Origin of the sequence: Dietzia maris, assembly GCF_036287335.1 — a bacterium.
In the GTDB taxonomy this organism is placed as follows: domain Bacteria; phylum Actinomycetota; class Actinomycetes; order Mycobacteriales; family Mycobacteriaceae; genus Dietzia; species Dietzia cinnamea.
Map to the genome: position 1 here is coordinate 2,186,180 of NZ_CP143053.1, position 23,836 is coordinate 2,210,015.

A 23,836-nucleotide genomic window follows, 5' to 3' on the forward strand; every position below is an offset into this window, starting at 1 on the left:
GGGGCGTCCATCGTCCCGCCGGGGGCTCCGACACCGTCGGTCCGACCCGGGGGATGATGGTGGGCGGCCAGATGGCGCAGTTCCACAAGAACACGATCAGCCCGAAACGAGAAGAGTCGACATCCATGACCCAAGGTCCCCAGAAGATCATCTACACCCTCACCGATGAGGCACCGCGGCTCGCGACCGAGGCGTTCCTCCCGGTCCTCCGCACCTTCGCAGCGCCCGCCGGTATCGGCGTCGAGACCAGTGACATCTCGGTGGCCGCCCGCATCCTCGCCGCGTTCCCCGAGCGGCTCACCGAGGAGCAGCGCGTCCCCGACAACCTGGCCGAGCTGGGTCGGCTGACCCAGGAGCCCGACACCAACATCATCAAGCTGCCCAACATCAGCGCCTCGGTGCCGCAGCTCACCGCTGCGATCGCCGAGCTCCGGGAGAAGGGGTACGACCTCCCCGATTACCCGTACGACCCCAAGACGCCCGAGGAGAAGGAGATCGCCGAGCGATACGGCTCCTGCCTCGGCAGCGCGGTGAACCCCGTGCTGCGCCAGGGCAACTCCGACCGGCGCGCGCCGAAGGCGGTCAAGGAGTACGCGCGGGCGAACCCGCACTCCATGGGCAAGTGGTCGATGGCGTCGCAGACCCACGTCGCGCACATGACCCACGGCGACTTCTACGCCGGCGAGAAGTCCATCATCCTGGACCGCGCCTGCGACGCCCGCATGGAGATCGTGACCCCGGACGGCGAGACCCATGTCCTCAAGACCGTGCCGCTCGAGGCCGGCGAGGTCGTCGACTCGATGTTCATGAGCAAGAAGGCGCTCCTGGACTTCTACGAGGAGCAGCTCGACGACGCCAAGGAGACGGGCGTCATGTTCTCGCTCCACGTCAAGGCCACTATGATGAAGGTCAGCCACCCGATCGTGTTCGGTCACGCCGTCCGCGTGTTCTACAAGGACGCGTTCGCCAAGCACGGCGAGCTCTTCGACGAGCTGGGCGTCAACGTGAACAACGGGATGGGCGATCTCTACGACAAGCTCGAGTCCCTGCCGACCTCCAAGAAGGAGGAGGTCATCGAGGACATCCACCGCTGCCACGAGTCGCGCCCGGAGCTGGCGATGGTCGACTCGGCCCGCGGCATCACCAACTTCCACTCCCCCTCCGACGTCATCGTCGACGCCTCCATGCCCGCGATGATCCGTATCGGCGGCAAGATGTACGGTGCCGACGGCCGTAAGAAGGACACCAAGGCCGTCATCCCGGAGTCCACGTTCGCGCGGATCTACCAGGAGATCATCAACTTCTGCAAGACCAACGGGGCGTTCGACCCGCGGACCATGGGCACCGTGCCCAACGTCGGCCTGATGGCGCAGAAGGCCGAGGAGTACGGCAGCCACGACAAGACCTTCGAGGTCCAGCACGGCGGTGTGGCCAACATCGTCGACGCCGCCACCGGCGAGGTCCTGCTCTCCCAGAACGTGGAGGCGGGCGACATCTGGCGCATGTGCACCGTCAAGGACGCGCCGATCCGCGACTGGGTCCGGCTCGCCGTGGACCGCGCCCGCGCCTCGGGCATGCCGGCCGTCTTCTGGCTCGATCCGTACCGGCCGCACGAGAACAACCTCATCACCCTGGTGAAGAAGTACCTCGCCGAGCACGACACCGAGGGCCTGGACATCCAGATCATGTCCCAGGTGCGCGCCATGCGGTACACCCTCGAGCGCGCCTGGCGTGGCCTGGACACCATCTCGGTCACCGGCAACATCCTGCGTGACTACCTCACCGACCTGTTCCCCATCCTCGAGCTGGGAACCAGCGCCAAGATGCTGTCGATCGTGCCGCTGATGGCCGGCGGCGGCCTGTACGAGACCGGCGCGGGCGGCTCCGCGCCCAAGCACGTGCAGCAGCTCGTCGAGGAGAACCACCTGCGCTGGGATTCGCTCGGCGAGTTCCTCGCGCTCGGCGCCAGCCTCGAGGACGTCGGACGCAAGTACGACAACCCCAAGGCCGCGATCCTGGCCCGGACGCTGGACACCGCTACCGGCAAACTGCTGGAGAACCGGAAGTCCCCGTCGCGGGAGACCGGTGAGCTCGACAACCGGGGCAGCCAGTTCTGGCTCTCGCTGTACTGGGCCCAGGAGCTGGCCGCGCAGTCCGACGACCCAGACCTGGCGGCCCACTTCGCGCCGCTGGCGGGCAAGCTCGACGCTGAGAAGGACACCATCCTCGGCGAGCTCCTCGAGGTGCAGGGCAAGCCGGTCGACCTGGGCGGTTACTACCAGCCCGCGATCGACAAGCTGAAGGAGGCGATGCGTCCGAGCGAGACGTTCAACGCCGCCCTCGCGAGCATCTCCGGCTGACTTCCACGCCGCAGCCGCACCGCACCCCGGGCCCGCCCCGGGGTGCGGTGCGCCATTTCCCGGGAGAATCGAGAGACCGACGTTTCCGACGCGACCGACTACCCGGCCCCACGACACGTGTGGCCACTCCTGCTCGCCGCGGTGGAGGATCTCCATGACCGGGGGTTCGCCGGCATCCGCGCCCTGCCGTACTTCGGTCCCGTCGGCTACTGGCGACTAGAGGTCACCACCGCCGACAACCTCCCGAACGGGGTGGATCTCCCACCCAGGGACGACGACGCGGTGTTCCGGGCCACTGAGGGCGCCTTCCCCCACGTCGGGGACCTCACCGTCTCGATCCGCACGAGCGCGCGGGACGTGGCGGACGAGATCCTGCGCGGCCTCGGCTCCCCGAGCCAGGTGCGGTACTTCAACGATGCCGACTACTGCCGCTGGTTCGCCGCGATGAGGCACCGTGCCGAGGAGATCGGCGCTCCCCCGTCTGCCTTCGAGGACTTCCACTCCGGCTGGCGCTGCGGCACGGAGGAGATCGACCCGCCGCCGGGGTGGGCGGGCGCCACGTAGGAGTGACGTCCAGAGAAGATGTTCAGCTGTCGAGCGCGGCCTTCATGCAGCGCATCGCGGCCAGCGTCTTGGGCACGCCGATGTAGGGCATCAGGTGCACGAAGCACTCCGCCACCTGCTCCCGGCTCATCCCGGCCGCATCGATGGCCGTCTTGATGTGGCCGGTGAGTTGCGGCTCTGTCCCGCCCATCGCGGCCAGGGCGGCCATGTTGAGCATCTGGCGATCGCGGAGCTCCAGGCCGTCCCGCTGGTAGGTTCCACCGAACACCGCGCCGACCACCCAGTCGGATGCCCCGGGCGCGAACTCGTCCAGCTGCTGCTTCCATGCCGCCGCCGACTCCGGGGACTGCGTCTCCTCGACGAACCGGTTGCCCTTGTCCATGCTCAGTTCCACGGTGATACTCCTCGACGGATCGGCGAATGTCCTGGTCAGGCTAACAGGGCAGCCCGTAGGCCCGTCCCGGCCAGGTACGGGGTGGCGGACCCGCAGGGCCCCCATGAACCGGTCCATCACCCGGACGCGCTTACGCGACGACGCGGAATCGTGATAGCTTCGTTCGTCGGCTTCACAGCCGTACTCAAGCATCGATGACACGACACGCGAGGGTCCACGCAGGGACCTTCTGACACGGCACGGTCGATCAACCCCACCCGCCGGACGTCAGGAGACTCCTTGTCCTGATCCCATACTGCCCCTGCGCCTGTCCCCGGCCGTGCCGGTTGGATGATCGCGGTCGCCGCCGCCGCGGCGTTCCTCGCCACCTTCAACGAGGCCTTCCTCAACGTCGCCTTCACGCCGATCATGAACGACTTCGGCGTCGACGTGAACACCGTGCAGTGGCTCACCACCGGGTATCTGCTGGTCGCCGCCGTGTTCGTCCCTGTCTCAAACGTGCTGTACCACCGCTTCCCGACCCGGCAGTTGTTCGTCTCGGTCGTCGCGGTCATGGTCATCGGCTCGATTGTGGGTGCCCTCGCCCCGTCCTTCGAGGTACTGCTGATCGCCCGCCTGCTCCAGGCCATCGGGACGGGTCTGCTCACCCCGATCGGCATGAACATCACGCTGGCCGTCTCGCCCCGCGAGAAGCTCGGGCTGAACATGGGCATCATGGCCGCGATGACCACCCTGGGGCCTTCCCTGGCGATCGTGCTCTCCGGTGTGCTGCTGACGTTCGCCCCGTGGACCACCCTGCTGTGGGTCTTCGGCGCCTTGACCCTGCTCGTCCTGATCGCGGGCGCGATCGCGCTGCGCACCGTGGCTGACCTGGGCCGCCCCGTACTGGACATCCCGTCGTTCCTGCTCGTCGCGGTCGGCCTGGTCGGCATCCTCTATGGCATCTCGGCCGCGTTCGGCGGTGCTCCGGTCTACGCCGCGCTCTCGGCGGTCATCGGCCTCGCCGCTCTGTGGGTGTTCGTCGTCCGTCAGCGTCGGATCGCGCACCCGCTCATCGACATGCGACCGTTCTCCAACCGCGCGTTCGTCCTCGGCGTGTCGATGACCATGCTGGGCCTGGTGTTCGTCTTCGCGATGAACGTCGTGATCCCGCTGTTCCTGCAGGCGGCTCAGGGCATCTCGCCGCTGGGTGCCTCGCTCACCCTCGCGCCGGGCATCCTGCTCACCGTGGTCGCCGGGCCGGTGGCCGGCCGCCTGTTCGACCGGCACGGTGGCCGCTGGTCGATCCCGCTCGGCTTCCTCGTGATGGCGGTCTTCGTCACCGGCGTCGGCATCGCCGCCGGGTACTCGGCGATCCTGCTCTTCGGCCTGCTCTACATCCCGGCCGTCCTGGCCACCGCCCTGGTGATCGGGCCGTCGCAGACCTTCGCGCTGTCCAGCCTGGACCGCGACTCCGCGCCGTGGCGGGGGCCCCGGCTTGCATCGCGGGGAGGTCGATCACATCGCCCTCGGCGAGCCGGTAGTTCTGCTCGGCTCGGCGACCGTTCACCCGCAGCCTGCCCTGGCGCAGAAGCTTGAACAGCAGCCCCGCCGGCACACCCCTGAGCTGGGATCGCAGGAACTTGTCCAGCCGACGGCCGGCGTGCCCTTCATCGACGACAATGGTGGCGGCCGGTCGCGAGACCGTGGTCGTGGCCGGGACGGGGGTCGGCGCGGTCAGACGGCGGGCGGGCGGGGGCCGGCCGCCTGCCGCGCGCTGTGACGTCATTTCGGCGGGCTCAGGGCAGCCTGGCGCGGTTGAGCGTGCTCAGGGGCTCGTTGACGTCCGAGAAGGTCGCGCTCACCTCGGTGATCCCGAACCCGGCGAGACGCTCGGTGTGCATCGCGACATAGGCTTCGGCGTTCTCGCGCGTGTCGAAGAGGTAGATCCCTCCGGACCGGCCGGCCGACTCGTCCTCGATCCACACCTTCCAGAGAAATCCCGGCTCGGTGTTGATCGACTCCGCCAGCCCGCGGAACGCCTCCGCCATCTCCGCGCCCCAGGGGCCTCGCATCGGAAAGTTCACCTGTAACACCACAGCTATCGTCGCCCTCCCGGTCCGTCTCGAGACACCAGGATACCGCTGGTGGACGGATCAGCTTTCCGCTGGAGCGCCGCCATCCACTCGCCCCGGGTGCGGCGCGCGCGCCTGCACCGCAGCCCACACCTGGCGCCAGTACTCGGCGAGCGAGTCGACGGTCTCGTGGGCGTTCAACCCACTGGGCTGCGGCACGACCCACAGCTCGACGTCCTCCGGCCACCCGGGCAGTGTCGTGCCGTCCTGCCTTCCCGTGGTCGCACCGGGGCGGGAGAACGCGGCTCGGAACGCGGTGATCCCGACGATGGCCACGACGCCCGGGCGGAGTGTGCCCGCGCGCTCCGCGAGACGCGCCCCGCCTTCCCGCAGCTCCTCGCGGGAGAGCTCGTCCGCCCGCGCCGTGGCGCGTCCGACGAGGTTGGTGATCCCAATGCCGGCCGCGAGGAGTTTCTCCTCGTCCGCGTCGGAGAGTCCGGTCGTGGCGTCGACGAGGTCATCGGTGAGTCCGGCGCGATGGAGGGACGGCCAGAAACGGTTGCCGGGCCGCGCGAAGGGCGCGTTGACGGCCGCGGTCCACAGGCCGGGGTTGATGCCCACGATGAGGAGCCGCAACGCGCCGGGGTCGGCCGGCAGGACGTCGTCGACGCCGTCCTCCTGCAGGTCGGCGAAGGCGGCGAGATCCTGCTTCGTAGGTCGCCGACCCCGCAGCGGGGCTGGACGCCGGGGCCGGCCCCTCACGCCCACGGCGACCGCACCTCAACCGTCGTGGGCGCCGCCGGACTCACGCCTCGAGCACGTAGCGCAGGATCTCCACCACCTGGTCCGTGGTCGTGCACCAGGCCTGGGCCCCCGCGTCGACCTCCTTGAGCGGGTGGACGATCTCCGCATCGTGGAGCGTCACGTAGGGCTTGCCCAGGGCCGCGCAGTAGCCGGCGTCGAAGGCGGCGTTCCACTGCTTGTACTTCTCCCCGAAGCGCACCACCACCAGGTCGCTCTGTTCGATCAACGTACGCGTACGAATCGCGTTGACCTTCGCCGACTGGTGGTCTCGCCAGAAGGGGTTCTCGGTCCCGCCGAGGTGGTCGCCCGCGGCATCGCTCGCCGGGTGGTCGGTGACCGGCTCGGTGAAGGTGACATCGAGGCCTGCGGCCGTCGCGCCGCTCCGGATCTGGTCACGCCAGTCGGTGTGGATCTCGCCGGACAGGTACACGGTGAAACTCATGACCTCACCATCCATGAGTGCGGCGACCTCGGCAACTTCCCCGCGAGCCACGACTGTCATGCGCCGGGGCCGGACTTCCACGCCGCGATGACGCGGTCCACCTCGCGCGCCGTGCGCACCCGGTGGATCCGGAGGTGACCGTTCGCCGGGTCCCTCATGGCCGCCTCGTAACGATCCCTGGTCCGGGGATAGAGCGCCCACGCGAGCCAGAGAAGCGACTCCTCTCCTCGCCAGAACATCAGCGACGACCAGCGCTCGCGGTTCCCGTTCCACAGCTCCTGCCCGGTCGCGACACGGCGGATCGTCCTGGTCAGCGCGCGCCACACCGCGACCGGGCGGGGCGGGCTCACCCAGACGACGGTGTCCGCACGATCCCACACGAGCGTGCCGATCTTGGACCGGTAGTTTCCGTCCACCACCCAGGCGTCCGGGCGGATGGCCTCACGCACCCTCTCCTGCATCTCCCCCGCAGTCGCGGCCGTCCAGTCAGGCCCCCAGTGCAACGCGTCGAGCTCGATGTGGGGAACACCCAGCTCGCCTGCGATCCGCCTCGCCGTCGTCGTCTTACCCGAACCGGAACTCCCCACCACCAGCACGCGACGCACCACCGTCACCACCGCCGGCGTCCGGCGGTGACGGCGAGTTCGCCGACACGCGCGCCGCACCCCGCGCACAGGACATGAGCCCGCTCCACCGGGATCCAGAAGCACGTCCATTCCTGACGCTCGCCGCCGCCCGACGGCCTCGGCTCGCCGGCCGGCCAACGCTCGGGGAACGTCAGGTCCTCGGGCTCGAGGTGGAAGAAGTGCCGTTCGTGGATCTCGGGCTTCGACGGCCGCATGTCGTAGCGCTCCGTGCCGAGCGAACGGACGACGCGAGCACGGATCCCGGTCTCCTCGGCGACCTCACGGACAGCCGCCTCCTCGGGGGACTCCCCGTGCTCGATCGTCCCGGCGGGCACCTGGACGCCAACCTCGACGAGCGGGAACCCGTCATGCGTGAACACCAGCAACCGCCCCTCGTGGACGACGTACCCGACGACCTTCCGCACTATCCTCGGCGCGGACGCAGCACTCGTCACGGGATCTCGGGGCACTCGATGACGTCGATCGATGTCCCGGGGGCGAGGAATGTGGTCACGCGGGAAGCGTAGCCGCGGGGTGAATGTTGCGGCGCAGCCTGCACGACTCCCCGGGCACGACGGTCGGCCCGGGGAAGCCGTGCTCCCCGCTACCCGATCAGGTACGCGAAGCCCCGGCCGGACTCTTCGAGTCCGCGGAGGAATCGTCTCGTCCGGTTCACGTAGTGGTCCACGTACTCCGCTTCCGACTCGTTGCCCGGCTCATCTCCGTCACGAGGGGGCAGACAGGGAACGAAGTCCGCACGGGTGAGTGTGTCCAGATCATCGGCGATCGGGGCGACGTCCTCTGGCGGGATCGCCCGAACCCACGGCAGCCACCCTTCCCAGTTCGCGAGCGGCGTCACGTCGCCCTCGAACATGCGATACGCCGGGCGGGGTTCGTCAGTCGGATCAGACGGTGACGTCATCAACTGCAGATTTCTCCACGCCTTGTCCAGGTAGAGCATGTCCTCCTCCCGAGGGCCCTGTCGAAAGTCGGTCGCGGCGACCGTGGACCCGGGCGGAAAACCCCAGGCATCCGCCAAGGGGTCGGCGCTGATGTAGGCGCGCGGGTCGGCGAGCACGCCCTGGGTGGCGTCGGCGTCGAAGGCATATGCGTAGTAACGGATTCCCATGAGCCCAGCATCGCGGAGAGCGACGTGCTGAGAAGCTCGTGCGCGGCCGCCTGTGGATGAAGGATCCGGCTTCGGCTCGCCTGTGGAGAACCAGCGGGCCGGTCACGCGGTGGTGTAGGCGACGAGCGCTGAACAGTAAGCCGAGACTCCGACCCGCGTCACGGCGAGTCGAGTAGGTCGATTCCGTAGTCCGCGACGACGGCCCGTACCTCGGCCAGGTAGCGCAGCGCCTGCTCGGTGAGCGGAATGCCGGAGTGGCTGATCCAGCCGATCTCGATGCTCTCGTCCACGTCGAGCGGGATCGCCACGATCTCCGGGTCGAGGTCGTCACTGATGATGCCGGTCGAGATGGTGTACCCGTCGAGTCCGATCATCAGATTGAAGATGGTCGCGCGGTCGGCGACCCGGATCTCCCGCTTGCTCGACAGGGTGGAGAGGATCTCTTCGGCGAAGTAGAACGAGTTGTTCGCCCCCTGGTCGAACGTGAGCCGGGGCAGGTCGGTCAGGTCACCGAGCGTGACCCGCTCGCGGGCGGCCAACGGGTTCTTCCTCGAGATAAAGATGTGCGGGACCGCCGCGAAGAGCGGGTGGAAGACGAGACCGGAATCGCGCAGGAGTTTGTCGATGACCTTCCGGTTGAAGTCGTTGCGGTACAGGATGCCCACCTCGCTCCGGAGCGTCCGGACGTCCTCGATGATTTCCCAGGTCCGCGTCTCGCGAAGAGAGAACTCGTACTGCTCCACGTCAGCGGACCGCACCATCCTGATGAACGCCTCGACCACGAAGGAATAGTGCTGCGCGGAGACCCCGAGCAGTCGGCGGGACGGTGGCTGGCCGAGATACCGCTGCTCGAGCAGGGACATCTGCTCGACGACCTGTCTGGCGTAGCCGAGGAACTCCGCACCCTCCTCGGTCAGCGTCACACCCCGGGCGGACCGCGAGAGCAGCGTGCGCCCGACCCTGGACTCGAGGTCCTTCATCGCGGCGGACATGGTCGGCTGGGCGGCGTAGAGGAGCTCCGCCGCGCCCGTGATCGACCCCTCCGCCGCGACCTCGATGAAGTACTCCAACTGTTGGAGCGTGATGCCCCTGGATGCCCTGCCCATAGGCACAGACTATAGAGACGCATAGCAAACGGTAGTTACCCGATGCCTGAACTGGGGCTGCAGGATGAGGGCACAGATTTTCCGCAAGGCCGAGCCCGGCCGATCGAGACCCGCATTGGATGTACATGTCGGACGACTTCGCGTTCAGCATCACCACCACCCGCTTCGACGAGGACTACTCACCGTCGGAGAATTCCCGCACCACCACGAACTTCGCCAACCTGGCACGGGGCGAGCACCGCCGGCAGAACCTCCGCCGCGCCCTCGCCATGATCGACGACCGGTTCAACGGACTCGCCGGCCGGCACGACCCGAGCCGGGACCGCTACACCGTCGAGCTGGAGATCGTGTCCGCGGATCTGCAGTTCACCTCGGCAGGCGAGAGCCAGCGGTTCCCGCTGATCGAGGTCCTGGACGTCCAGATCCTCGACCGGGACACCGGTGAGCGTCACCCGGGCATCGTGGGGAACAACTTCTCGTCCTACGTCCGGGACTACGACTTCAGCGTTCTCCTGCCGGCGGCCAACGAGAACACCGCTGAGTTCACCGTGCCCGACGACTTCGGCGACCTGCACGGCAGACTCTTTCAGCGCTTCGTCGCCTCGGAGGCGTACCGGGAGCGCTTCTCCGCGGAGCCGGTTATCTGCATCAGCGTGTCGACGAGCCGGACCTACCGCCGGACCGGACACCACCATCGCGTCCTCGGTACCGAGTACCAGCAGGACGACTTCTCGCTGACCGACGAGTACTTCGCCCGGATGGGGCTGGAGGTCCGGTACTTCATGCCACCGGGCGGCGTCGCGCCGCTCGCGTTCTACTTCCGCGGTGACCTGCTCCACGACTACACGGACCTGCAGCTCATCGGCACCATCAGCGTGATGGAGACCTTCCAGAAGATCTACCGTCCGGAGATCTACAACGCTCACTCCCCTGCCGCGGACGTCTACCGCCCGACCCTGGATCACGGCGACTTCTCGCCCACCCCGATCGTGTACGACCGCGAGGAGCGCAACCGGCTCGGCAAGGCGCAGGGCAGGTTCACGGAGGAAGCCCTCATGAAGCCGCACCGAGCGCAGCTCGAACAGTGGGCCGCCCGCTACCCGGTGCTCGTCGGATGAGCACCAGAGGAGAGTCGATCATGTCCCCGATCCTGCCCACCACCACCGTCGGCAGCCTGCCCAAGCCGTCGTGGCTAGCACAGCCGGAGACCCTCTGGTCGCCCTGGAGGTTGGAGGGCCCCGAGCTGATCGAAGGTAAGCAGGACGCGCTGCGTATCGCCGTGAAGGAGCAGAGCGATCGCGGCATCGACATCGTCAGCGACGGCGAACAGACCCGGCAACACTTCGTGACGACCTTCATCGAGCATCTCGACGGGGTCGACTTCGAGCAGCGCGAGACCGTGCGCATCCGGAACCGCTACGACGCCAGCGTGCCCACCGTGGTGGGCGCCGTGAGCCGCGAGAAGCCGGTCTTCGTGGACGACGCGACGTTCCTGCGGCAGCAGACCGACAAGCCCATCAAGTGGGCTCTCCCCGGGCCCATGACGATGATCGACACGCTGTACGACCGCCACTACTCCAGCCGCGAGGCGCTGGCGTGGGAGTTCGCGGCGATCCTCAACCAGGAGGCGCGAGACCTGGAGGCCGCGGGGGTCGACATCATCCAGTTCGACGAGCCCGCCTTCAACGTCTACTTCGCCGAGCTCAAGGACTGGGGCGTGGCGGCCCTGGAACGCGCGGTCGAAGGCCTGCGCGCCGAGACCGCCGTCCACATCTGCTACGGCTACGGGATCAAGGCCAACACCGACTGGAAGGCGTCGCTCGGCTCGGAGTGGCGGCACTACGAGGAGTCGTTCCCCCTCCTGCAGCAGTCCGGTATCGACATCATCTCGCTGGAGTCCCATAACTCCCGCGTCCCGATCGACCTGGTCGGGCTACTGCGCGGCAAGAAGGTCATGCTCGGGGCGATCGACGTGGCGAGCGAGAAGGTCGAGACTCCTGAGGAGGTCGCGGACACGCTCCGCAGCGCGCTTGAGTTCGTGGACGCGGACAAGCTCCTGCCGAGCACCAATTGCGGCATGGCGCCCTTGTCGCGGGACGTCGCACTCGCGAAGCTCAGCGCACTCAGCGCTGGAACACGCCTCGTCCGCGAGGAGCTCGTCACCTCTCACGCCTGACGGATCGGGCCGGGTCTGCGAGCGCCGACCCCGCCCTGCATGCGATGCCCCCGACCGCCACGACCCCGGGCCACCAACGACCGCCGCGGCACTCCGGTCAGCGCCCCGCCCGATCTCCGGAGAGGTCGAGGCCGCCGAAGTAGTGCGCGAGGACGAATGTTATGGCGACGCCGCCGGTGGCTGCAGCGGCCCTGTCCTTCGGAGATCCCACGCGGCGTGCCAGCGCGCCACCCGCCGCGAGATTGAGCACGCCCCAGGCCACGTTGTGCAGTGGCGGGGACAACCCGACTCCCGGGGGCGTGGCGAAGGGCGTCGGGAACCGCTCGCCGGTCATTCCCTTGACCGTGTGCGGCACGGCGTTGGCGAGCAGGGCGCCGCCAAGGCCCGCAGCGATCACACCGGTCACCTCGCGTAGAACAGTCACTGGCTCCCCTCTCCGTCTGCGCGACCGGCTCCGCGCTCCCCGGCGACGCTGGACCTCTTGCGCTGCCGCCTGCGGTACGGGCCGACCTTCACGAGTCTGACAGAGATCCCCGGACGTTGTACCGGGCAACCACGAAGTCGCGGTTGCGATCGCACCCCTTCAGCTCGAGGTCGAACGCGCCGCCGAAGAGTGGCTTGCCCGAACCGAGGGTCACGGGCGCGATCGAGACCACCACCTCGTCGAGCATCCCCGCCCCGGCGAACTCGGCTGCCAGCCCGCCGCCACCCATCACCCACACATCGCGGCCACCGGCCGCGGACTCGAGTGTCTCCCGATGATCGGACGGGGCGCCCGCGACAAAGGAGACGTGGTCATTCACCGCCTCCAGCTCCCGGTGGGTGAACACGAACGTGGGGATCTCGGGCAACCAGTCACGGTCGTGTTCGAGCACCCACGCGTACGTGGACGCACCCATGACCTGCGCCCCCACCTCCGTGAGGAACGCGTCGGTGCTGCCCGGCCCGTTCTCGTCGATGTCCTGCTTGAACAGCCAGGCCAGCGAGTGGTCGTCGTCCGCGAGGAATCCGTCGAGGGTCGTGGCGGTGTAGTAGCGGTAGCGGGTCATGACAGTCCTCCTGAGGCGCGGCGGTGCCACATGATCGGGTCGGGATCGAGGTGCCTGATGTCGACGCCGGCCTGCGCGAGCATCCAGCGCGCGAGCTGGCGGCGGTGGGCCGAGAACGTGAGGGTGTGGGCGACGATCTGCGACAGCAGGAACGACTCGGGTGGGTCACAGAGCGCGTCGACCACCCGGTCGCCCCACGCGCCACGGCGTTCCACATTGCGTGTCATGGCCAGCCACCGCGCGGCGATCTCGGAGTGCCGCCTGCGGAGACTCGCGACGTCGTCCTCCACGCCGAGGTCCGGCTCGTCCTCCCCCTCGATGCACGCGAGCCAGGGCAGCTTGTCCAAGGCCAGGTGGTGCAGGACGTTCGCGAGCGTCGTCTCGTCACCCGCCCACTCGAGCACCCTGTGTCCCGGCAACCTCTCGCGCCGGAACTCGTCGTCGTCAACCCCCTCGGCGGCGGCGAGCACCGCGGCGGTGTCGTCGAGGTCGTGCCGGATCATCAAGGCGACGACGTCGCCGGCCGAGATCTCCCGTCCCGCGTCGACGTAGAGCACCGTCGGGGAGTGGAAATGGATGCCGTTCGGTGCAGGCAGCCAGTGGCCCCGGTCGTGTCGCGGCGGCATGGCGCCAGGAGGGCACCCGAACGCCCGCGAGAACGCGCGCGAGAATCCCTCGACCGAGTCGTATCCCGCTGCGAACGCCGCATCGGTGACGCTGCGTCCTCCTTGGATCTCCCAGGCCGCGCGCTCGAGGAGGACACGCCGCCGCATCGCCCCCGGCGCTTCTCCTGCCGCCCGGCTCACCTGACGACTGAAGTGGAACGACGACGAGTGGGCGTCCGCCGCGAGCGTGTTCAGGACTGCGCCGCCTTCGTGCTCGGCGAGAACGGCGTCGAGCAGCTCGCGGATGCGATCTCGTCCCGGGCGTCGTGCGGTCATGCTGTGATTATCAGTGGAACGGGGCGCCCTCGGCTTGACCGTTCTTGCTCGATGTCAGGCCGGGGGCCGCCAGAAGACTCGGCGTCAGGGCGACGGGCGGGAAGGACCTGCTGACCCGCCGAATCGCGGCGGCGCTGGACGGCGCCCTCTTCGACGAGCCACCGGCGCCCGCGCGCTCCGCGGGAGCTCAGCTCGCCGGCCCGTTGACGCTCCAGACGGTCATACCGCGGGGCCAGCGGTGCAGCCAGGTCGTCCGGGCGTGGTTCGTCGAGCAGGTGGGAGCTCACTTCAGCTTCGATGCCGAGATGCGCGCCTTCTTCGCCGGAACCGACGGAACGCACACGATGCAGGACGCACTCGATCACTATCGATCGACCCGCGGGCGGGACGCGAAGCCGATCGACTCGCAGTTTGAGTACAACCGGTTCACCCGCGCGTGGCACGAGACTCACCCGACCGGAACCCGCGACAATGCGCGTCGGGCCTGGCGCGACTACCGCGAGCGACCGGTGGACCAGCGCGGACGGGCCTGACCCGCCGGTGCTCCCGGTACCCGCGGCCCCGCCACCGTTGCGCGATCTCAGACGTTGAAGCGGAACTCCACCACGTCGCCGTCCGCCATGACGTAGTCCTTGCCCTCCATGCGCACCTTGCCGGCCGCCTTGGCCGCGGCCATCGAGCCGGCGGCGTCGAGGTCGTCGAACGAGACGATCTCGGCCTTGATGAAGCCCTTCTCGAAGTCGGTGTGGATGACGCCGGCGGCCTTGGGGGCGGTGTCGCCCTTGCGGATGGTCCAGGCGCGCGACTCCTTGGGGCCGGCGGTGAGGTAGGTCTGCAGCCCGAGGGTGTGGAAGCCTGCGCGAGCGAGCGCGTTCAGGCCGGGCTCGGTCTGGCCGATCGACTCGAGCAGCTCCATGGCGTCGTCCTCGTCGAGCTCCTGCAGCTCGGCCTCGACCTTGGCGTCGAGGAACACGGCGTCGGCGGGCGCGACGGCGGCGCTGAGCTCGGCCTTGCGCTCGTCGCTCGTCAGCACCGACTCGTCGGCGTTGAAGACGTAGAGGAACGGCTTGGCGGTCATGAGGTGCAGATCGCGCAGGAGGCCGCGGTCGATCTCGTCCTGGGCCTTGAACAGGGTGCGCCCGTCCTCGAGCACGGCCTGGGCCTTGCGGATCTCCTCGAGCTGCGCCACCAGCGACTTGTCCTTGCGGGCGTCCTTCTCGATCCGCGGCAGCGCCTTCTCGATGGTCTCCAGGTCGGCGAGGATCAGCTCGGTGGCGATCACCTCGATGTCGGCCATCGGGTCGACCTTGCCGTCCACGTGGATGACGTCCGGGTCGTCGAAGACGCGCACGACCTGGCAGATGGCATCGGCCTCACGGATGTTGGCGAGGAACTTGTTGCCCATGCCCTCGCCGGTGCTGGCGCCCTTGACGATGCCCGCGATGTCGACGAACGACACGACGGCGGGCAGGATCCGCTCGGAGCCGAAGATCTCGGCGAGTCGGTTGAGGCGGGGATCGGGCAGGTCGACCACGCCGACGTTGGGCTCGATGGTGGCGAACGGATAGTTCGCCGCGAGGACGTCGTTGTTCGTCAGGGCGTTGAACAGGGTCGACTTACCGACGTTGGGCAGTCCGACGATTCCGAGGGTGAGGCTCACGAGGCCACAGTCTACGGACCGCGGCCTGCGGCCCTCCCCCGCGGCCGTCGGGCCGTCACAGGGAGCGCACCGACGCGGCCTCTGACAAGATGACTCCCATGAGCGACGAGCCGAAGCCGCATCCCCCCGTCGAGGATCAGGAACAGCACGTCGACCGGTCCGTACTCATCGGCCTGGGTGGGCGATGGGTCACCGACTGGGCCCTGCGCCTGGCCATCCTGCTGGTCGCGGGATGGCTCATCTCGCGGATCGGCGGCGCGCTGTGGGTGGGGATCCTGCCGATCCTGTTGGCGCTGATCATCTCCACCGTCCTGTGGCCCGTGACGGGCTGGATGGTGCGGCACAAGGTGCCCAAAAGCCTGGCCGCCATGCTGTCGATCATCGGCTCCCTGGGGCTGCTGACCGGCGTCATCGCACTGATCGCCCCGTCGATCGTGGAGCAGAGCGTGCAGCTCGCCGACCAGACGTCCGAGGCGATCACCGAGGTCCGGGACTGGCTGCGGGGGCCGCCGCTCAACATCCGTGACGAGCAGCTGGACCGCCTGCTGGACCAGCTCAGCTCGACGCTGCAGGACCGGGGCGACCAGATCGCGTCCGGCGTGTTCACCGGAGTCAGCGCGGTGGGATCGTTCGTCGTCACCCTGGTCCTGGTGTTGGTGCTCACGTTCTTCTTCATCAAGGACGGGCCGCGGTTCCTGCCGTTCGTGCGTCGCAACACCGGCCGCACCGCCGGCCGCCACCTCACCGAGGTCCTCACCCGGGCGTGGAACACACTGGGCGGCTTCATCCGCGCCCAGGCGATCGTCTCGTTCGTCGACGCCGTGCTCATCGGCCTCGCGCTCGTGATCCTGGGCGTACCGCTGGCGTGGGCGTTGGCGGTCATCACCTTCATCGCGGGCTTCATCCCCATCGTCGGTGCGTTCACCGCCGGAGCGCTCGCCGTGCTCATCGCGCTGGTGGCCAACGGGTTCACCACCGCGATCATCGTCCTGGTGGTCATCATCGCCGTACAGCAGCTCGAGGGCAACGTCCTCCAGCCGATCCTGCAGTCGCGCGCCATGAACCTGCATCCGGGCGTCATCCTCCTGGGTGTGGCCGCGGGCAGCACGCTCTTCGGCATCATCGGCGCGTTCCTCGCGGTGCCGATCCTCGCCGTGGCCGCGGTGGTCATCCGGTATATCAACGAGCAGATCGATCTGCGCACCGGCGACGTCACCGCCTCCGATCTGGCCTCCGCGACCGACGAGGGCCGCCTGACGGCCTGGCTCGGGGAGATGTCCAGCTCGCGGTTCGCTCCGCTCCGTAAGAGCAGCACCGCGATCATGGCCGGGATGATCGACGAACGGCCGGACATCGCCCCGCCGCGTTCGGCGACGCCCGGAGCGCGCACGGCGGCCGTCGCCGCGTCGGCGCCGGGTGGTGCGGGGGTCGCCGCGACGGGTGACGACGACGAGGTGGGCGGTGACGCCGGCCTCGCCGCTCCGCCGTTATCGGATCAGCTCCCGCCCGAACCCGGCATCACCGACCCGATGGCGGTCACCGGCACGCGGCCATCCCCGCGAGAGGAGGCGGCCAAGCCCCGTCCGCTGCGTCGTTTCGGCCGTTTCCTCGCCCGTCGGCTGGGCGGTTAGAGTCATCTTCCGTGAGTAGACGCAGGAGTGGCCGGGTGCCCGCGGACGAGAGGTCCGTGGTCTCCTCGATGCGCGGGCTGCCCGCCTGGACCGCGGTCCTGCTGGCGGTGGCCATCACGCTGACCGGCGTGGCCATCGACTCGGTCTCGGGCGAGCTCGGCGTCGGGTTCACCGTCGCGTTCGTCCTCGGGTGCGTGGTGTCGGTGCTCGCGATCTCGCGCCGCTCGCTGTTCGTGGCCGCGGTCCAGCCGCCGATCATCATGACGCTGCTGGTGCCGCTGGTCTACGTGATCTCCGGGGCGGGCTCGGGCGCGGACGTGTTCTCGCGGACGCAGATCGTCTCGGTCGCACTGCCGTTGGCGACCCGGTTCCCCCTGATGGTCGCCACGACCGTCGTCGTCATCGCGATAGCCCTGATCCGGGCGTTCGTTCTGGAGCCGCGGCCCGCGCGGCCGGCGGCCCCCTATATCCAGCGCACCGCCCCGGCACACGCCCGCCGCTGAGGCGGGGCGTACCGGGGCGGTGAGTGCCCTCCGGCCCGCGGGGAGCGGGCGGTCGGGTCAGGCCTTCTGCGGCATCCGCAGCTCGCGGGGCAGGGCGAAGGTGATGGTCTCCTGCGCGGTCTTGACGGTCGACACATCGCTGTACCCGTGCTCGTCGAGGAGCTCGAGCACCCCGCGGACGAGGATCTCCGGAACGGACGCGCCGGACGTCACCCCCACGGTGGTGACCCCCTCGAGCCACGCCAGGTCGATCTCGTCGGCGTAGTCCACCAGATGGGCGGCATCCGCGCCGGCCTGGAGGGCCACCTCGACCAACCGCACGGAGTTCGAGGAATTCTTCGAACCCACCACGATCACCAGATCGCACTGGGGCGCCATCGCCTTGACCGCGCTCTGGCGGTTCTGCGTGGCGTAGCAGATGTCATCGGACGGCGGGTCGATGAGCGTGGGGTACTTCTCCTTGAGGCGGCGGACCGTCTCCATGGTCTCGTCCACGCTCAACGTGGTCTGGGACAGCCAGATGAGCTTCTCCGTGTCCGTCGGCACCTCGAGGGTGTCGACGGCGTCCGGCCCGTCGACCAGGGTCACCACGTCGGGCGCCTCGCCGGCGGTGCCCTCGACCTCCTCGTGGCCCTCGTGGCCGACCAGCAGGATCTGGTAGCCCTCCCGGGCGAAGCGCTTGACCTCGGTGTGCACCTTGGTCACGAGCGGGCAGGTGGCGTCGAAGGTGGTGAGCTCCAGCTGCTTGGCGCTCTCCCGGACCGCGGGCGAGACCCCGTGGGCGGAGAACACGAGATTCGCGCCCTGGGGCACCTCGTCGGTCTCGTCGACGAAGATCACCCCACGCTTGGTGAAGGACTCCACCACGTACTTGTTGTGGACGATCTCCTTGCGCATGTACAGCGGCGCCCCGTGCTTCTCCAGGGCTTTCTCGACCGTCTCGACGGCTCGGTCGACGCCGGCACAGTAGCCGCGCGGTTCCGCGAGTAGTACCCGCTTGGTTGCCGGTTCGGCGATCATGTCGGTCTGCTCGGTCATGTCACCAGGGTACGGTTCATACTGGATTTCGACCATTACGCCTCCCGCACGCCCCCCGGCAGAGAGGTCCGCATGCTCCGACCATTGTTTCTGACCCGTGCCTCGATCGGTCTGGCCGCCACCGCGGCCGAGCGCGTCGTGGCCCTGCCCGGCCGCGCGATCGAGGCGGTGTCCACGCTGCCCGGCGTGCCCGTGCGGGTCGCCGGCGGCCTGGTGCAGTCGTACCTGCACGCGGGGCAGACCCTCACCGACCTGGCCGTCAAGGGCGACAGGGTGCTCGCCTCGGTCTTCCCCGCCCGGTCGGATCAGCCGGAGTGGGCGACGTTCGACGAGGACGAGACCGAGGAGGTCCTCGACGTGTCCTACCGGGTGTACGGTTCGTCGCGGGCGCCCCGCGGCGGCGGTGACGACGATGACGATCCGGACGTGCCGACGGGCCGCGTCACCCCCCGCGACGCGTGAGCGCCTCCTCCCCCGGCACCCCGAGCAGCCCCGAGTCACCGTGGCCGGTCCGGGTCGTCTCGGACCAGATCGCCGCGTGGATCCACCGCCTGGGCGCGGTGTGGGTCGAGGGTCAGATCACCCAGTTGAGTCTGCGCCCGGGCACCCGCACGGCCTTCCTCACGTTGCGTGACCCGTCCGTCGACAATTCGCTGACGCTGACGTGCCCGCCCCGGCTCATCTCCGAGTCACCCGTCCCGGTCACGGAGGGCAGCCGGGTCGTGGTGCGCGGCACGCCGCGCTTCTACACGGGCCGCGGCTCGTTCTCGCTCCAGGTCTCGGAGATCCGCCCGGTCGGCGTGGGCGAGCTGCTGGCGCGCATCGAGCGGCTCAAGCAGGCCCTGGCGGCGGAGGGTCTGTTCGATCCCCGCCTCAAGCGACCGCTGCCGTTCCTGCCGACGTGCGTCGGTCTGATCACGGGCCGGGCGAGCGCCGCCGAGCGCGACGTGGTCGAGGTCGCCCGTGGCCGCTGGCCGGACGTGCGTTTCGCCGTGCGGAACACGGCCGTGCAGGGCGTGTCGGCCGTGCCCCAGATCCTCGACGCGCTGGCCGAGCTGGACGCGGACCCCGTCGTCGACGTCATCATCCTCGCCCGCGGCGGCGGCTCCGTCGAGGACCTCCTCCCCTTCTCCGACGAGGCGTTGATCCGCGCGATCTCGCGGTGCCGCACGCCGGTCGTCTCGGCGATCGGACACGAGCCCGACTCCCCGCTGTCGGACCTCGTCGCCGACCTGCGTGCCGCCACGCCCACCGACGCCGCCAAGCGCGTCGTCCCCGACGTGGTCGAGGAGCGGCGCCGCATCGCCGAGGCGCGCGCCCGCACCGCCCGGGCCCTGCGCGGCTGGGTGGAGCGCGAGCGCAACCAGCTCGCCGCGGTGCGGTCCCGGCCGTGCATGGCGAACCCCCACGGGATCGTCGACTCGCGCGCGGAGGTCGTCGCCGAGGCGCTGCGGGCCGCGCGGCGCGACATCACCCGGATCATCGACTCGGAGTCCACGTCGCTCGGCCACCTGTCGGCGCGCCTGACCACCCTGGGCCCGGCGGCCACCCTCGCCCGCGGCTACGCGGTGGTCCAGTCGGTGGCCGGGGTGCACGACGGCCGGGTGGTGTCGTCGATCGCCGACGCCCCGCCCGGCTCCCAGCTGCGCATCCGGGTCTCCGACGGCGCCCTGTCCGCGGCGGTGCTCGGGTCGACGCCCGCCGCCGGCCGCACCGCCGCCCCCGCGCCGACCACCACCGGGTCGCACACCACCGACACCCCCGAGTCCGACACCCCCGAGTCCGACACCCCCGAGGAGCAGTCCTGATGTCCGACGAGCAGACCCCCGTCTCCGAACTGGGCTACGAGCAGGCCCGCGACGAGCTCATCGAGGTGGTCCGCATCCTCGAGGCCGGCGGCCAGGACCTGGACGCCTCCCTCGCCCTGTGGGAGCGGGGCGAGGAACTCGCCGCGCGGTGCACCGAGCATCTCGACGGCGCCCGTGCGCGCATCGACGCGGTCCTCGGCGACGACGACGAGGGCGGCGCCGCCCGGGGCTGAGCCCGCCGCCCGGTCATGCGGGAAGGCTCACCTCCCCGCGCGGGCGATCACTGCGCGGGGAGCGGCTCCGCGTCCTGGACGGCGGCGGCGAGCGTCTCGAACTGATCGGTGGGCGCCGAGCCGGTCACGGCCACGCGGACGTCGTCGAGGTCTAGCACCCACACGGGGCGGACGTCGTCGCCGGTGAGGACGGTCCATTCCCGCCCGGCGATCGGCACCATGGTGCGCTCGGGCCGCGGGCCGCCGTTCAGCGAGCGGAACGCGTCCTCCGGTGCGTCGGACTGGACGAGCTCGACGTAGCTGCGTTCGCCGGTCACCCAGCCGACGTGGCTGGAGGTGGTGCCGGCGAAGCCCTGGACGCGGCCGGAGTTGGCGGTCCAGTCCGCGGGGACCTCGGGCGAGCGGATCGGGTACTCGAGGCTGCGGGCGTCCTGGCGCAAAGACGCGTCGGCGTCGAACTGCGGGATCTGCCCCTGCTCGGGGCCCGACGGGCTGAAGGTGCACAGTCCGGCGACACCGGCGAAGAGTCCGCAGATGACCATGAGCACCACCACCGACCAGAACATGTCGCGGTTGCCCTGCAGGATTCTCGGTTTCGCCTCGGCCACGCCTGTGAGTATCCCACCCACCCGGGGCGACTCCGGTGCGTGGGCCCCGGCCCGGTGGCGGAGGTGGAACAATGAGCGCCGACAACCCGCCGCACGCGCGTGACCCCGTCGCGCCCGCGCCCGCCTCCGAGGAGCCAGACCACCTATGTCAGACGCCAAGCGCCCCGATCGTAACCTCGCCATGGAGCTGGTCCGTGTGACCGAGGCCGCCGCTCTCGCCGCCGGGCGCTGGGTGGGCCGGGGCGACAAGAACGGTGGCGACGGTGCCGCGGTCGACGCCATGCGTGAGCTCATCTCGACCGTCGACATGGACGGCACAGTGGTGATCGGTGAGGGCGAGAAGGACGAGGCGCCCATGCTCTACAACGGCGAGAAGGTCGGCACCGGTGACGGGCCGGCGGTCGACGTGGCCGTGGACCCGATCGACGGCACCCGCCTCATGGCGGAGGGTCGCCCCAACTCGATCGCCGTGATCGCGGTCGCCGAGCGCGGCGCGATGTTCGACCCGTCGGCGGTGTTCTACATGCGCAAAATCGCGGTCGGCCCGGACGCCGTCGGCCGGATCGACCTGTCCAGGTCCACCGAGTGGAACATCCGGTCGGTGGCCGAGGCCAAGAACATCGACGTCGGCGACATGACGGTGTGCGTGCTCGACCGGCCCCGCCACGCCGAGCTCATCGCCGAGATCCGTGCGGCCGGCGCCAAGGTCCGTCTCATCATGGACGGCGACGTCGCGGGCGGCGTGGCGGCGGCCTCCGACGACAGCTCGGTGGACATGCTCATGGGCATCGGCGGTACGCCGGAGGGCATCATCACCGCGTGCGCCATGAAGTGCATGGGTGGCGAGATCCAGGGCCAGCTGTGGCCGCAGGACGACGCGGAGCGGCAGAAGGCCGTCGACGCCGGCCTGGACGTCGACGCCATCCTCGGCACCGACGACCTCGTCAAGGGCGACAACTGCTTCTTCGCCGCCACCGGCATCACCAACGGCGACATGGTCCGGGGCGTGAGCTACCGCTCCAACGGCGCCGTCACCCGGTCCCTGGTCATGCGGTCCAAGTCCGGCACGGTCCGCCACGTCGAGGGCCGTCACAAGATGGAGAAGCTCCGCGAGTTCTCGGCCGTCGACTACGGCCAGGCCGCCGACGCCCGCTGACGGCACCCGCGCTCGCCGGGCCCGCGCCGTAGTTCCTGCACGGCCCGGCGGGCGCGCCTAGTCTGGCCCCATGGCCGATCAGACTGAATTCCGTATCGAACACGACACGATGGGCGAGGTCCGGGTCCCGGTCGACGCCCTCTGGCGTGCACAGACCCAGCGCGCCGTGGAGAATTTCCCCGTTTCGGGCCGGGGCCTCGAGCGGACGCAGATCCGCGCGCTCGGGCTGCTCAAGTCCGCCTGCGCGACCGTCAACGGGCGCCTCGGGCTGCTCGACCGGGAGAAGGTCAACGCGATCGTCGCGGCCGCCGGCCGTATCGCCGAGGGCGAGGTCGACGACCACTTCCCCGTCGACGTGTTCCAGACGGGGTCGGGCACGAGCTCCAACATGAACACCAACGAGGTCATCGCCTCGCTCTGCGCGGCCGAGGGCGTCACGGTCCACCCGAACGACGACGTGAACATGTCGCAGTCGTCCAACGACACGTTCCCCACGGCCACGCACGTCGCTGCGACGGAGGTCGTGATCGCCGACCTCGTGCCGGCCCTCGGCGTGCTCGCGGAGTCGTTCGAGTCGAAGGCCGAGCAGTGGCGCGACGTGGTCAAGCCCGGCCGCACGCACCTCATGGACGCCGTCCCCGTCACCCTCGGTCAGGAGTTCGGCGGCTACGCCCGCCAGATCCGGGCCGGCATCGAGCGTGTCTGCGGCACCCTGCCCCGCGTGGGCGAGCTGCCGATCGGCGGCACCGCAGCGGGCACCGGGCTCAACGCCCCGGACGGGTTCGGCTCCGCCGTCGTCGAGGAGCTGCGTTCCCTCACCGGTCTCGAGGAGCTCCGCCTGGCCGTGGACCCGTTCGAGGCCCAGGCCGCCCGTGACGGGCTCGTCGAGCTGTCGGGCGCACTGCGCACGGTCGCGGTCTCGCTGACCAAGATCGCCAATGACATCCGCTGGATGGGGTCCGGCCCCATGACCGGGCTCTCCGAGGTGCACCTGCCGGACCTGCAGCCCGGGTCGTCGATCATGCCCGGCAAGGTCAACCCGGTGCTGTGCGAGACGGTCGCGCAGGTCGCCGCCCAGGTCGTCGGCAACGACGCCGCGGTCGCCTGGGCCGGCGCGAGCGGCGCCTTCGAACTGAACACCGCCATCCCCGTGATGGCCCGCAACGTGCTGGAGTCGGTCCGGATCCTGTCCACGTCGTCGACCCTGTTCGCCGAGCGGTGCATCGACGGCATCGAGCCGGACGTCGACCGCATGCGCCGTCTGGCCGAGTCCTCCCCCTCGATCGTCACGCCGCTGAACTCGGCGATCGGCTACGAGGAGGCGGCCCGCGTCGCCAAGCACGCCCTCGCCGAGGGGCTGACCATCCGCGAGGCGGTCATCGCGCTGGGCTTCGTCCCCGACCCGCTGTCCGAGGAGGAGCTCGACCGTCGTCTCGACGTCCTCGGGATGACGGGTCTCGATCGCGAGCGCTGACCCGCCGCCACCGCACCCGGACACAGGCGCAGGGCCCCGGCGACTCCGCCCGGGCCCTGCGCCGCTGCCGTCCTCTCTCC

The 23,836-nt window shown here is 69.6% G+C and carries 27 protein-coding genes and 1 pseudogene; 13 read left to right on the forward strand and 15 right to left on the reverse strand.

The features are described from left to right. The first annotated feature begins 125 nt into the window (after positions 1-125). Together VYL96_RS10070 and VYL96_RS10075 are read left to right on the forward strand one after the other, a co-directional pair. Entirely contained in the window at positions 126-2,360 is a 2,235-nt protein-coding gene (locus VYL96_RS10070) for an NADP-dependent isocitrate dehydrogenase (RefSeq protein WP_007631378.1), read from the forward strand. A gap of 141 nt (positions 2,361-2,501) precedes the next feature. After that, positions 2,502-2,924: a hypothetical protein gene (locus tag VYL96_RS10075; RefSeq protein WP_131885527.1), complete on the forward strand. Its 423-nt coding sequence runs from the start codon at positions 2,502-2,504 to the stop codon at positions 2,922-2,924. Between the two features lie 22 nt (positions 2,925-2,946). Here VYL96_RS10075 and VYL96_RS10080 read toward each other — a convergent pair whose 3' ends face one another. Next, on the reverse strand, positions 2,947-3,318 hold the full coding sequence (locus VYL96_RS10080) for a carboxymuconolactone decarboxylase family protein (protein ID WP_131885525.1): 372 nt from the start codon (positions 3,316-3,318) through the stop codon (positions 2,947-2,949). Positions 3,319-3,648: 330 nt separating this feature from the next. Here VYL96_RS10080 and VYL96_RS10085 point away from each other — a divergent pair, with 330 nt between their 5' ends. Then, positions 3,649-4,896, forward strand: a complete 1,248-nt coding sequence (locus VYL96_RS10085; RefSeq protein ID WP_329437148.1) for an MFS transporter — start codon at positions 3,649-3,651, stop codon at positions 4,894-4,896. On the opposite strand, the pseudogene VYL96_RS10090 reads toward VYL96_RS10085, so the two are convergent. From VYL96_RS10090 to VYL96_RS10125, 8 genes and pseudogenes are all read right to left on the reverse strand, one after another. Then, positions 4,874-5,086, reverse strand: a pseudogene (locus VYL96_RS10090) (hypothetical protein); the annotation flags it as partial. The gene VYL96_RS10085 and the pseudogene VYL96_RS10090 overlap by 23 nt on opposite strands. Positions 5,087-5,096: 10 nt before the next feature. Further along, the gene (locus VYL96_RS10095; protein WP_329437151.1) at positions 5,097-5,396 is read right to left on the reverse strand and encodes a monooxygenase; all 300 of its coding nucleotides are present in this window, start codon (positions 5,394-5,396) and stop codon (positions 5,097-5,099) included. A 57-nt stretch (positions 5,397-5,453) separates the two neighbouring features. Beyond that, entirely contained in the window at positions 5,454-6,140 is a 687-nt protein-coding gene (locus VYL96_RS10100) for a mismatch-specific DNA-glycosylase (RefSeq protein WP_007631365.1), read from the reverse strand. Positions 6,141-6,177: 37 nt separating this feature from the next. After that, positions 6,178-6,618 (reverse strand): YtoQ family protein, encoded by a 441-nt coding sequence (locus tag VYL96_RS10105; RefSeq protein WP_131885522.1) that lies wholly within the window; start codon positions 6,616-6,618, stop codon positions 6,178-6,180. Between the two features lie 56 nt (positions 6,619-6,674). Then, entirely contained in the window at positions 6,675-7,226 is a 552-nt protein-coding gene (locus VYL96_RS10110) for an AAA family ATPase (protein ID WP_329437154.1), read from the reverse strand. A 2-nt stretch (positions 7,227-7,228) separates the two neighbouring features. Beyond that, the gene (locus VYL96_RS10115) at positions 7,229-7,669 is read right to left on the reverse strand and encodes an NUDIX hydrolase (RefSeq protein ID WP_131885583.1); all 441 of its coding nucleotides are present in this window, start codon (positions 7,667-7,669) and stop codon (positions 7,229-7,231) included. A gap of 179 nt (positions 7,670-7,848) precedes the next feature. Then, entirely contained in the window at positions 7,849-8,373 is a 525-nt protein-coding gene (locus tag VYL96_RS10120) for a DUF1877 family protein (protein ID WP_007631358.1), read from the reverse strand. Between the two features lie 158 nt (positions 8,374-8,531). After that, a complete protein-coding gene (locus VYL96_RS10125; RefSeq protein WP_131885518.1) occupies positions 8,532-9,479 on the reverse strand; it encodes a LysR family transcriptional regulator in 948 nt (315 codons plus the stop codon). A 125-nt stretch (positions 9,480-9,604) separates the two neighbouring features. Between VYL96_RS10125 and VYL96_RS10130 the strand changes: the two genes are divergently transcribed. Together VYL96_RS10130 and VYL96_RS10135 are read left to right on the forward strand one after the other, a co-directional pair. Then, positions 9,605-10,597 carry a putative oxygenase MesX gene (locus tag VYL96_RS10130; protein WP_061227675.1) on the forward strand — a complete coding sequence of 331 codons (993 nt, stop codon included), beginning with the start codon at positions 9,605-9,607 and terminating at the stop codon, positions 10,595-10,597. 20 nt (positions 10,598-10,617) lie between these two features. Beyond that, positions 10,618-11,655, forward strand: coding sequence for a methionine synthase (locus VYL96_RS10135; RefSeq protein WP_061227607.1), 1,038 nt, complete (start codon positions 10,618-10,620; stop codon positions 11,653-11,655). A gap of 97 nt (positions 11,656-11,752) precedes the next feature. On the opposite strand, the gene VYL96_RS10140 is transcribed toward VYL96_RS10135, so the two are convergent. The 3 genes from VYL96_RS10140 to VYL96_RS10150 all read right to left on the reverse strand — a co-directional run bounded on the left by VYL96_RS10140 (position 11,753) and on the right by VYL96_RS10150 (position 13,645). Further along, complete coding sequence (locus tag VYL96_RS10140; RefSeq protein ID WP_207913551.1) at positions 11,753-12,079, reverse strand: hypothetical protein; 327 nt, start codon at positions 12,077-12,079, stop codon at positions 11,753-11,755. Between the two features lie 88 nt (positions 12,080-12,167). After that, a complete protein-coding gene (locus VYL96_RS10145) occupies positions 12,168-12,704 on the reverse strand; it encodes a dihydrofolate reductase family protein (protein WP_131885516.1) in 537 nt (178 codons plus the stop codon). Next, on the reverse strand, positions 12,701-13,645 hold the full coding sequence (locus VYL96_RS10150) for a helix-turn-helix domain-containing protein (RefSeq protein ID WP_131885514.1): 945 nt from the start codon (positions 13,643-13,645) through the stop codon (positions 12,701-12,703). The genes VYL96_RS10145 and VYL96_RS10150 overlap by 4 nt, the downstream gene beginning before the upstream one ends. Positions 13,646-13,689: 44 nt before the next feature. Between VYL96_RS10150 and VYL96_RS10155 the strand changes: the two genes are divergently transcribed. Further along, positions 13,690-14,178, forward strand: a complete 489-nt coding sequence (locus VYL96_RS10155) for a DUF6434 domain-containing protein (RefSeq protein ID WP_061914302.1) — start codon at positions 13,690-13,692, stop codon at positions 14,176-14,178. Positions 14,179-14,225: 47 nt separating this feature from the next. On the opposite strand, the gene ychF is transcribed toward VYL96_RS10155, so the two are convergent. Continuing rightward, the gene (gene ychF, locus VYL96_RS10160; RefSeq protein WP_061227603.1) at positions 14,226-15,305 is read right to left on the reverse strand and encodes a redox-regulated ATPase YchF; all 1,080 of its coding nucleotides are present in this window, start codon (positions 15,303-15,305) and stop codon (positions 14,226-14,228) included. Positions 15,306-15,403: 98 nt separating this feature from the next. Between ychF and VYL96_RS10165 the strand changes: the two genes are divergently transcribed. Together VYL96_RS10165 and VYL96_RS10170 are read left to right on the forward strand one after the other, a co-directional pair. Further along, positions 15,404-16,936: an AI-2E family transporter gene (locus VYL96_RS10165; protein WP_131885512.1), complete on the forward strand. Its 1,533-nt coding sequence runs from the start codon at positions 15,404-15,406 to the stop codon at positions 16,934-16,936. An 11-nt stretch (positions 16,937-16,947) separates the two neighbouring features. Further along, on the forward strand, positions 16,948-17,439 hold the full coding sequence (locus VYL96_RS10170; RefSeq protein WP_243699642.1) for a DUF6542 domain-containing protein: 492 nt from the start codon (positions 16,948-16,950) through the stop codon (positions 17,437-17,439). A 57-nt stretch (positions 17,440-17,496) separates the two neighbouring features. Here the strand turns inward: VYL96_RS10170 and VYL96_RS10175 are convergent, their stop codons facing one another. After that, complete coding sequence (locus VYL96_RS10175; protein WP_061227601.1) at positions 17,497-18,477, reverse strand: 4-hydroxy-3-methylbut-2-enyl diphosphate reductase; 981 nt, start codon at positions 18,475-18,477, stop codon at positions 17,497-17,499. Positions 18,478-18,561: 84 nt separating this feature from the next. On the opposite strand from VYL96_RS10175, the gene VYL96_RS10180 reads away from it, so the two are divergent. Genes VYL96_RS10180 through VYL96_RS10190 form a run of 3 tightly spaced genes read left to right on the forward strand, consistent with a single transcriptional unit; the run spans position 18,562 to position 20,518 of the window. Further along, positions 18,562-18,939 (forward strand): hypothetical protein, encoded by a 378-nt coding sequence (locus VYL96_RS10180; protein ID WP_236885286.1) that lies wholly within the window; start codon positions 18,562-18,564, stop codon positions 18,937-18,939. Continuing rightward, positions 18,936-20,285: an exodeoxyribonuclease VII large subunit gene (gene xseA, locus VYL96_RS10185; RefSeq protein ID WP_061227599.1), complete on the forward strand. Its 1,350-nt coding sequence runs from the start codon at positions 18,936-18,938 to the stop codon at positions 20,283-20,285. The genes VYL96_RS10180 and xseA overlap by 4 nt, the downstream gene beginning before the upstream one ends. Continuing rightward, positions 20,285-20,518: an exodeoxyribonuclease VII small subunit gene (locus VYL96_RS10190; protein WP_061227598.1), complete on the forward strand. Its 234-nt coding sequence runs from the start codon at positions 20,285-20,287 to the stop codon at positions 20,516-20,518. The genes xseA and VYL96_RS10190 overlap by 1 nt, the downstream gene beginning before the upstream one ends. Positions 20,519-20,565: 47 nt before the next feature. Here VYL96_RS10190 and VYL96_RS10195 read toward each other — a convergent pair whose 3' ends face one another. Beyond that, entirely contained in the window at positions 20,566-21,126 is a 561-nt protein-coding gene (locus tag VYL96_RS10195; protein WP_061227597.1) for a DUF4245 domain-containing protein, read from the reverse strand. Between the two features lie 145 nt (positions 21,127-21,271). Between VYL96_RS10195 and glpX the strand changes: the two genes are divergently transcribed. Next, positions 21,272-22,282: a class II fructose-bisphosphatase gene (gene glpX / locus VYL96_RS10200; protein ID WP_061227596.1), complete on the forward strand. Its 1,011-nt coding sequence runs from the start codon at positions 21,272-21,274 to the stop codon at positions 22,280-22,282. A gap of 70 nt (positions 22,283-22,352) precedes the next feature. Further along, entirely contained in the window at positions 22,353-23,756 is a 1,404-nt protein-coding gene (locus VYL96_RS10205) for a class II fumarate hydratase (protein ID WP_061227595.1), read from the forward strand. Positions 23,757-23,836: the final 80 nt, after the last annotated feature.

Bases quoted from the DNA above. Each gene is read 5' to 3' on its own strand.
- VYL96_RS10070 (WP_007631378.1), top strand. From the start codon at position 126: ATGACCCAAGGTCCCCAGAAGATCATCTACACCCTCACCGATGAGGCA.
- VYL96_RS10085 (WP_329437148.1), top strand. From the start codon at position 3,649: ATGATCGCGGTCGCCGCCGCCGCGGCGTTCCTCGCCACCTTCAACGAG.
- VYL96_RS10105 (WP_131885522.1), bottom strand. From the start codon at position 6,618: ATGAGTTTCACCGTGTACCTGTCCGGCGAGATCCACACCGACTGGCGT.
- VYL96_RS10120 (WP_007631358.1), bottom strand. From the start codon at position 8,373: ATGGGAATCCGTTACTACGCATATGCCTTCGACGCCGACGCCACCCAG.
- VYL96_RS10125 (WP_131885518.1), bottom strand. From the start codon at position 9,479: ATGGGCAGGGCATCCAGGGGCATCACGCTCCAACAGTTGGAGTACTTC.
- VYL96_RS10130 (WP_061227675.1), top strand. From the start codon at position 9,605: ATGTCGGACGACTTCGCGTTCAGCATCACCACCACCCGCTTCGACGAG.
- VYL96_RS10135 (WP_061227607.1), top strand. From the start codon at position 10,618: ATGTCCCCGATCCTGCCCACCACCACCGTCGGCAGCCTGCCCAAGCCG.
- VYL96_RS10145 (WP_131885516.1), bottom strand. From the start codon at position 12,704: ATGACCCGCTACCGCTACTACACCGCCACGACCCTCGACGGATTCCTC.
- VYL96_RS10150 (WP_131885514.1), bottom strand. From the start codon at position 13,645: ATGACCGCACGACGCCCGGGACGAGATCGCATCCGCGAGCTGCTCGAC.
- VYL96_RS10165 (WP_131885512.1), top strand. From the start codon at position 15,404: ATGAGCGACGAGCCGAAGCCGCATCCCCCCGTCGAGGATCAGGAACAG.
- VYL96_RS10175 (WP_061227601.1), bottom strand. From the start codon at position 18,477: ATGACCGAGCAGACCGACATGATCGCCGAACCGGCAACCAAGCGGGTA.
- VYL96_RS10190 (WP_061227598.1), top strand. From the start codon at position 20,285: ATGTCCGACGAGCAGACCCCCGTCTCCGAACTGGGCTACGAGCAGGCC.
- glpX (WP_061227596.1), top strand. From the start codon at position 21,272: ATGTCAGACGCCAAGCGCCCCGATCGTAACCTCGCCATGGAGCTGGTC.
- VYL96_RS10205 (WP_061227595.1), top strand. From the start codon at position 22,353: ATGGCCGATCAGACTGAATTCCGTATCGAACACGACACGATGGGCGAG.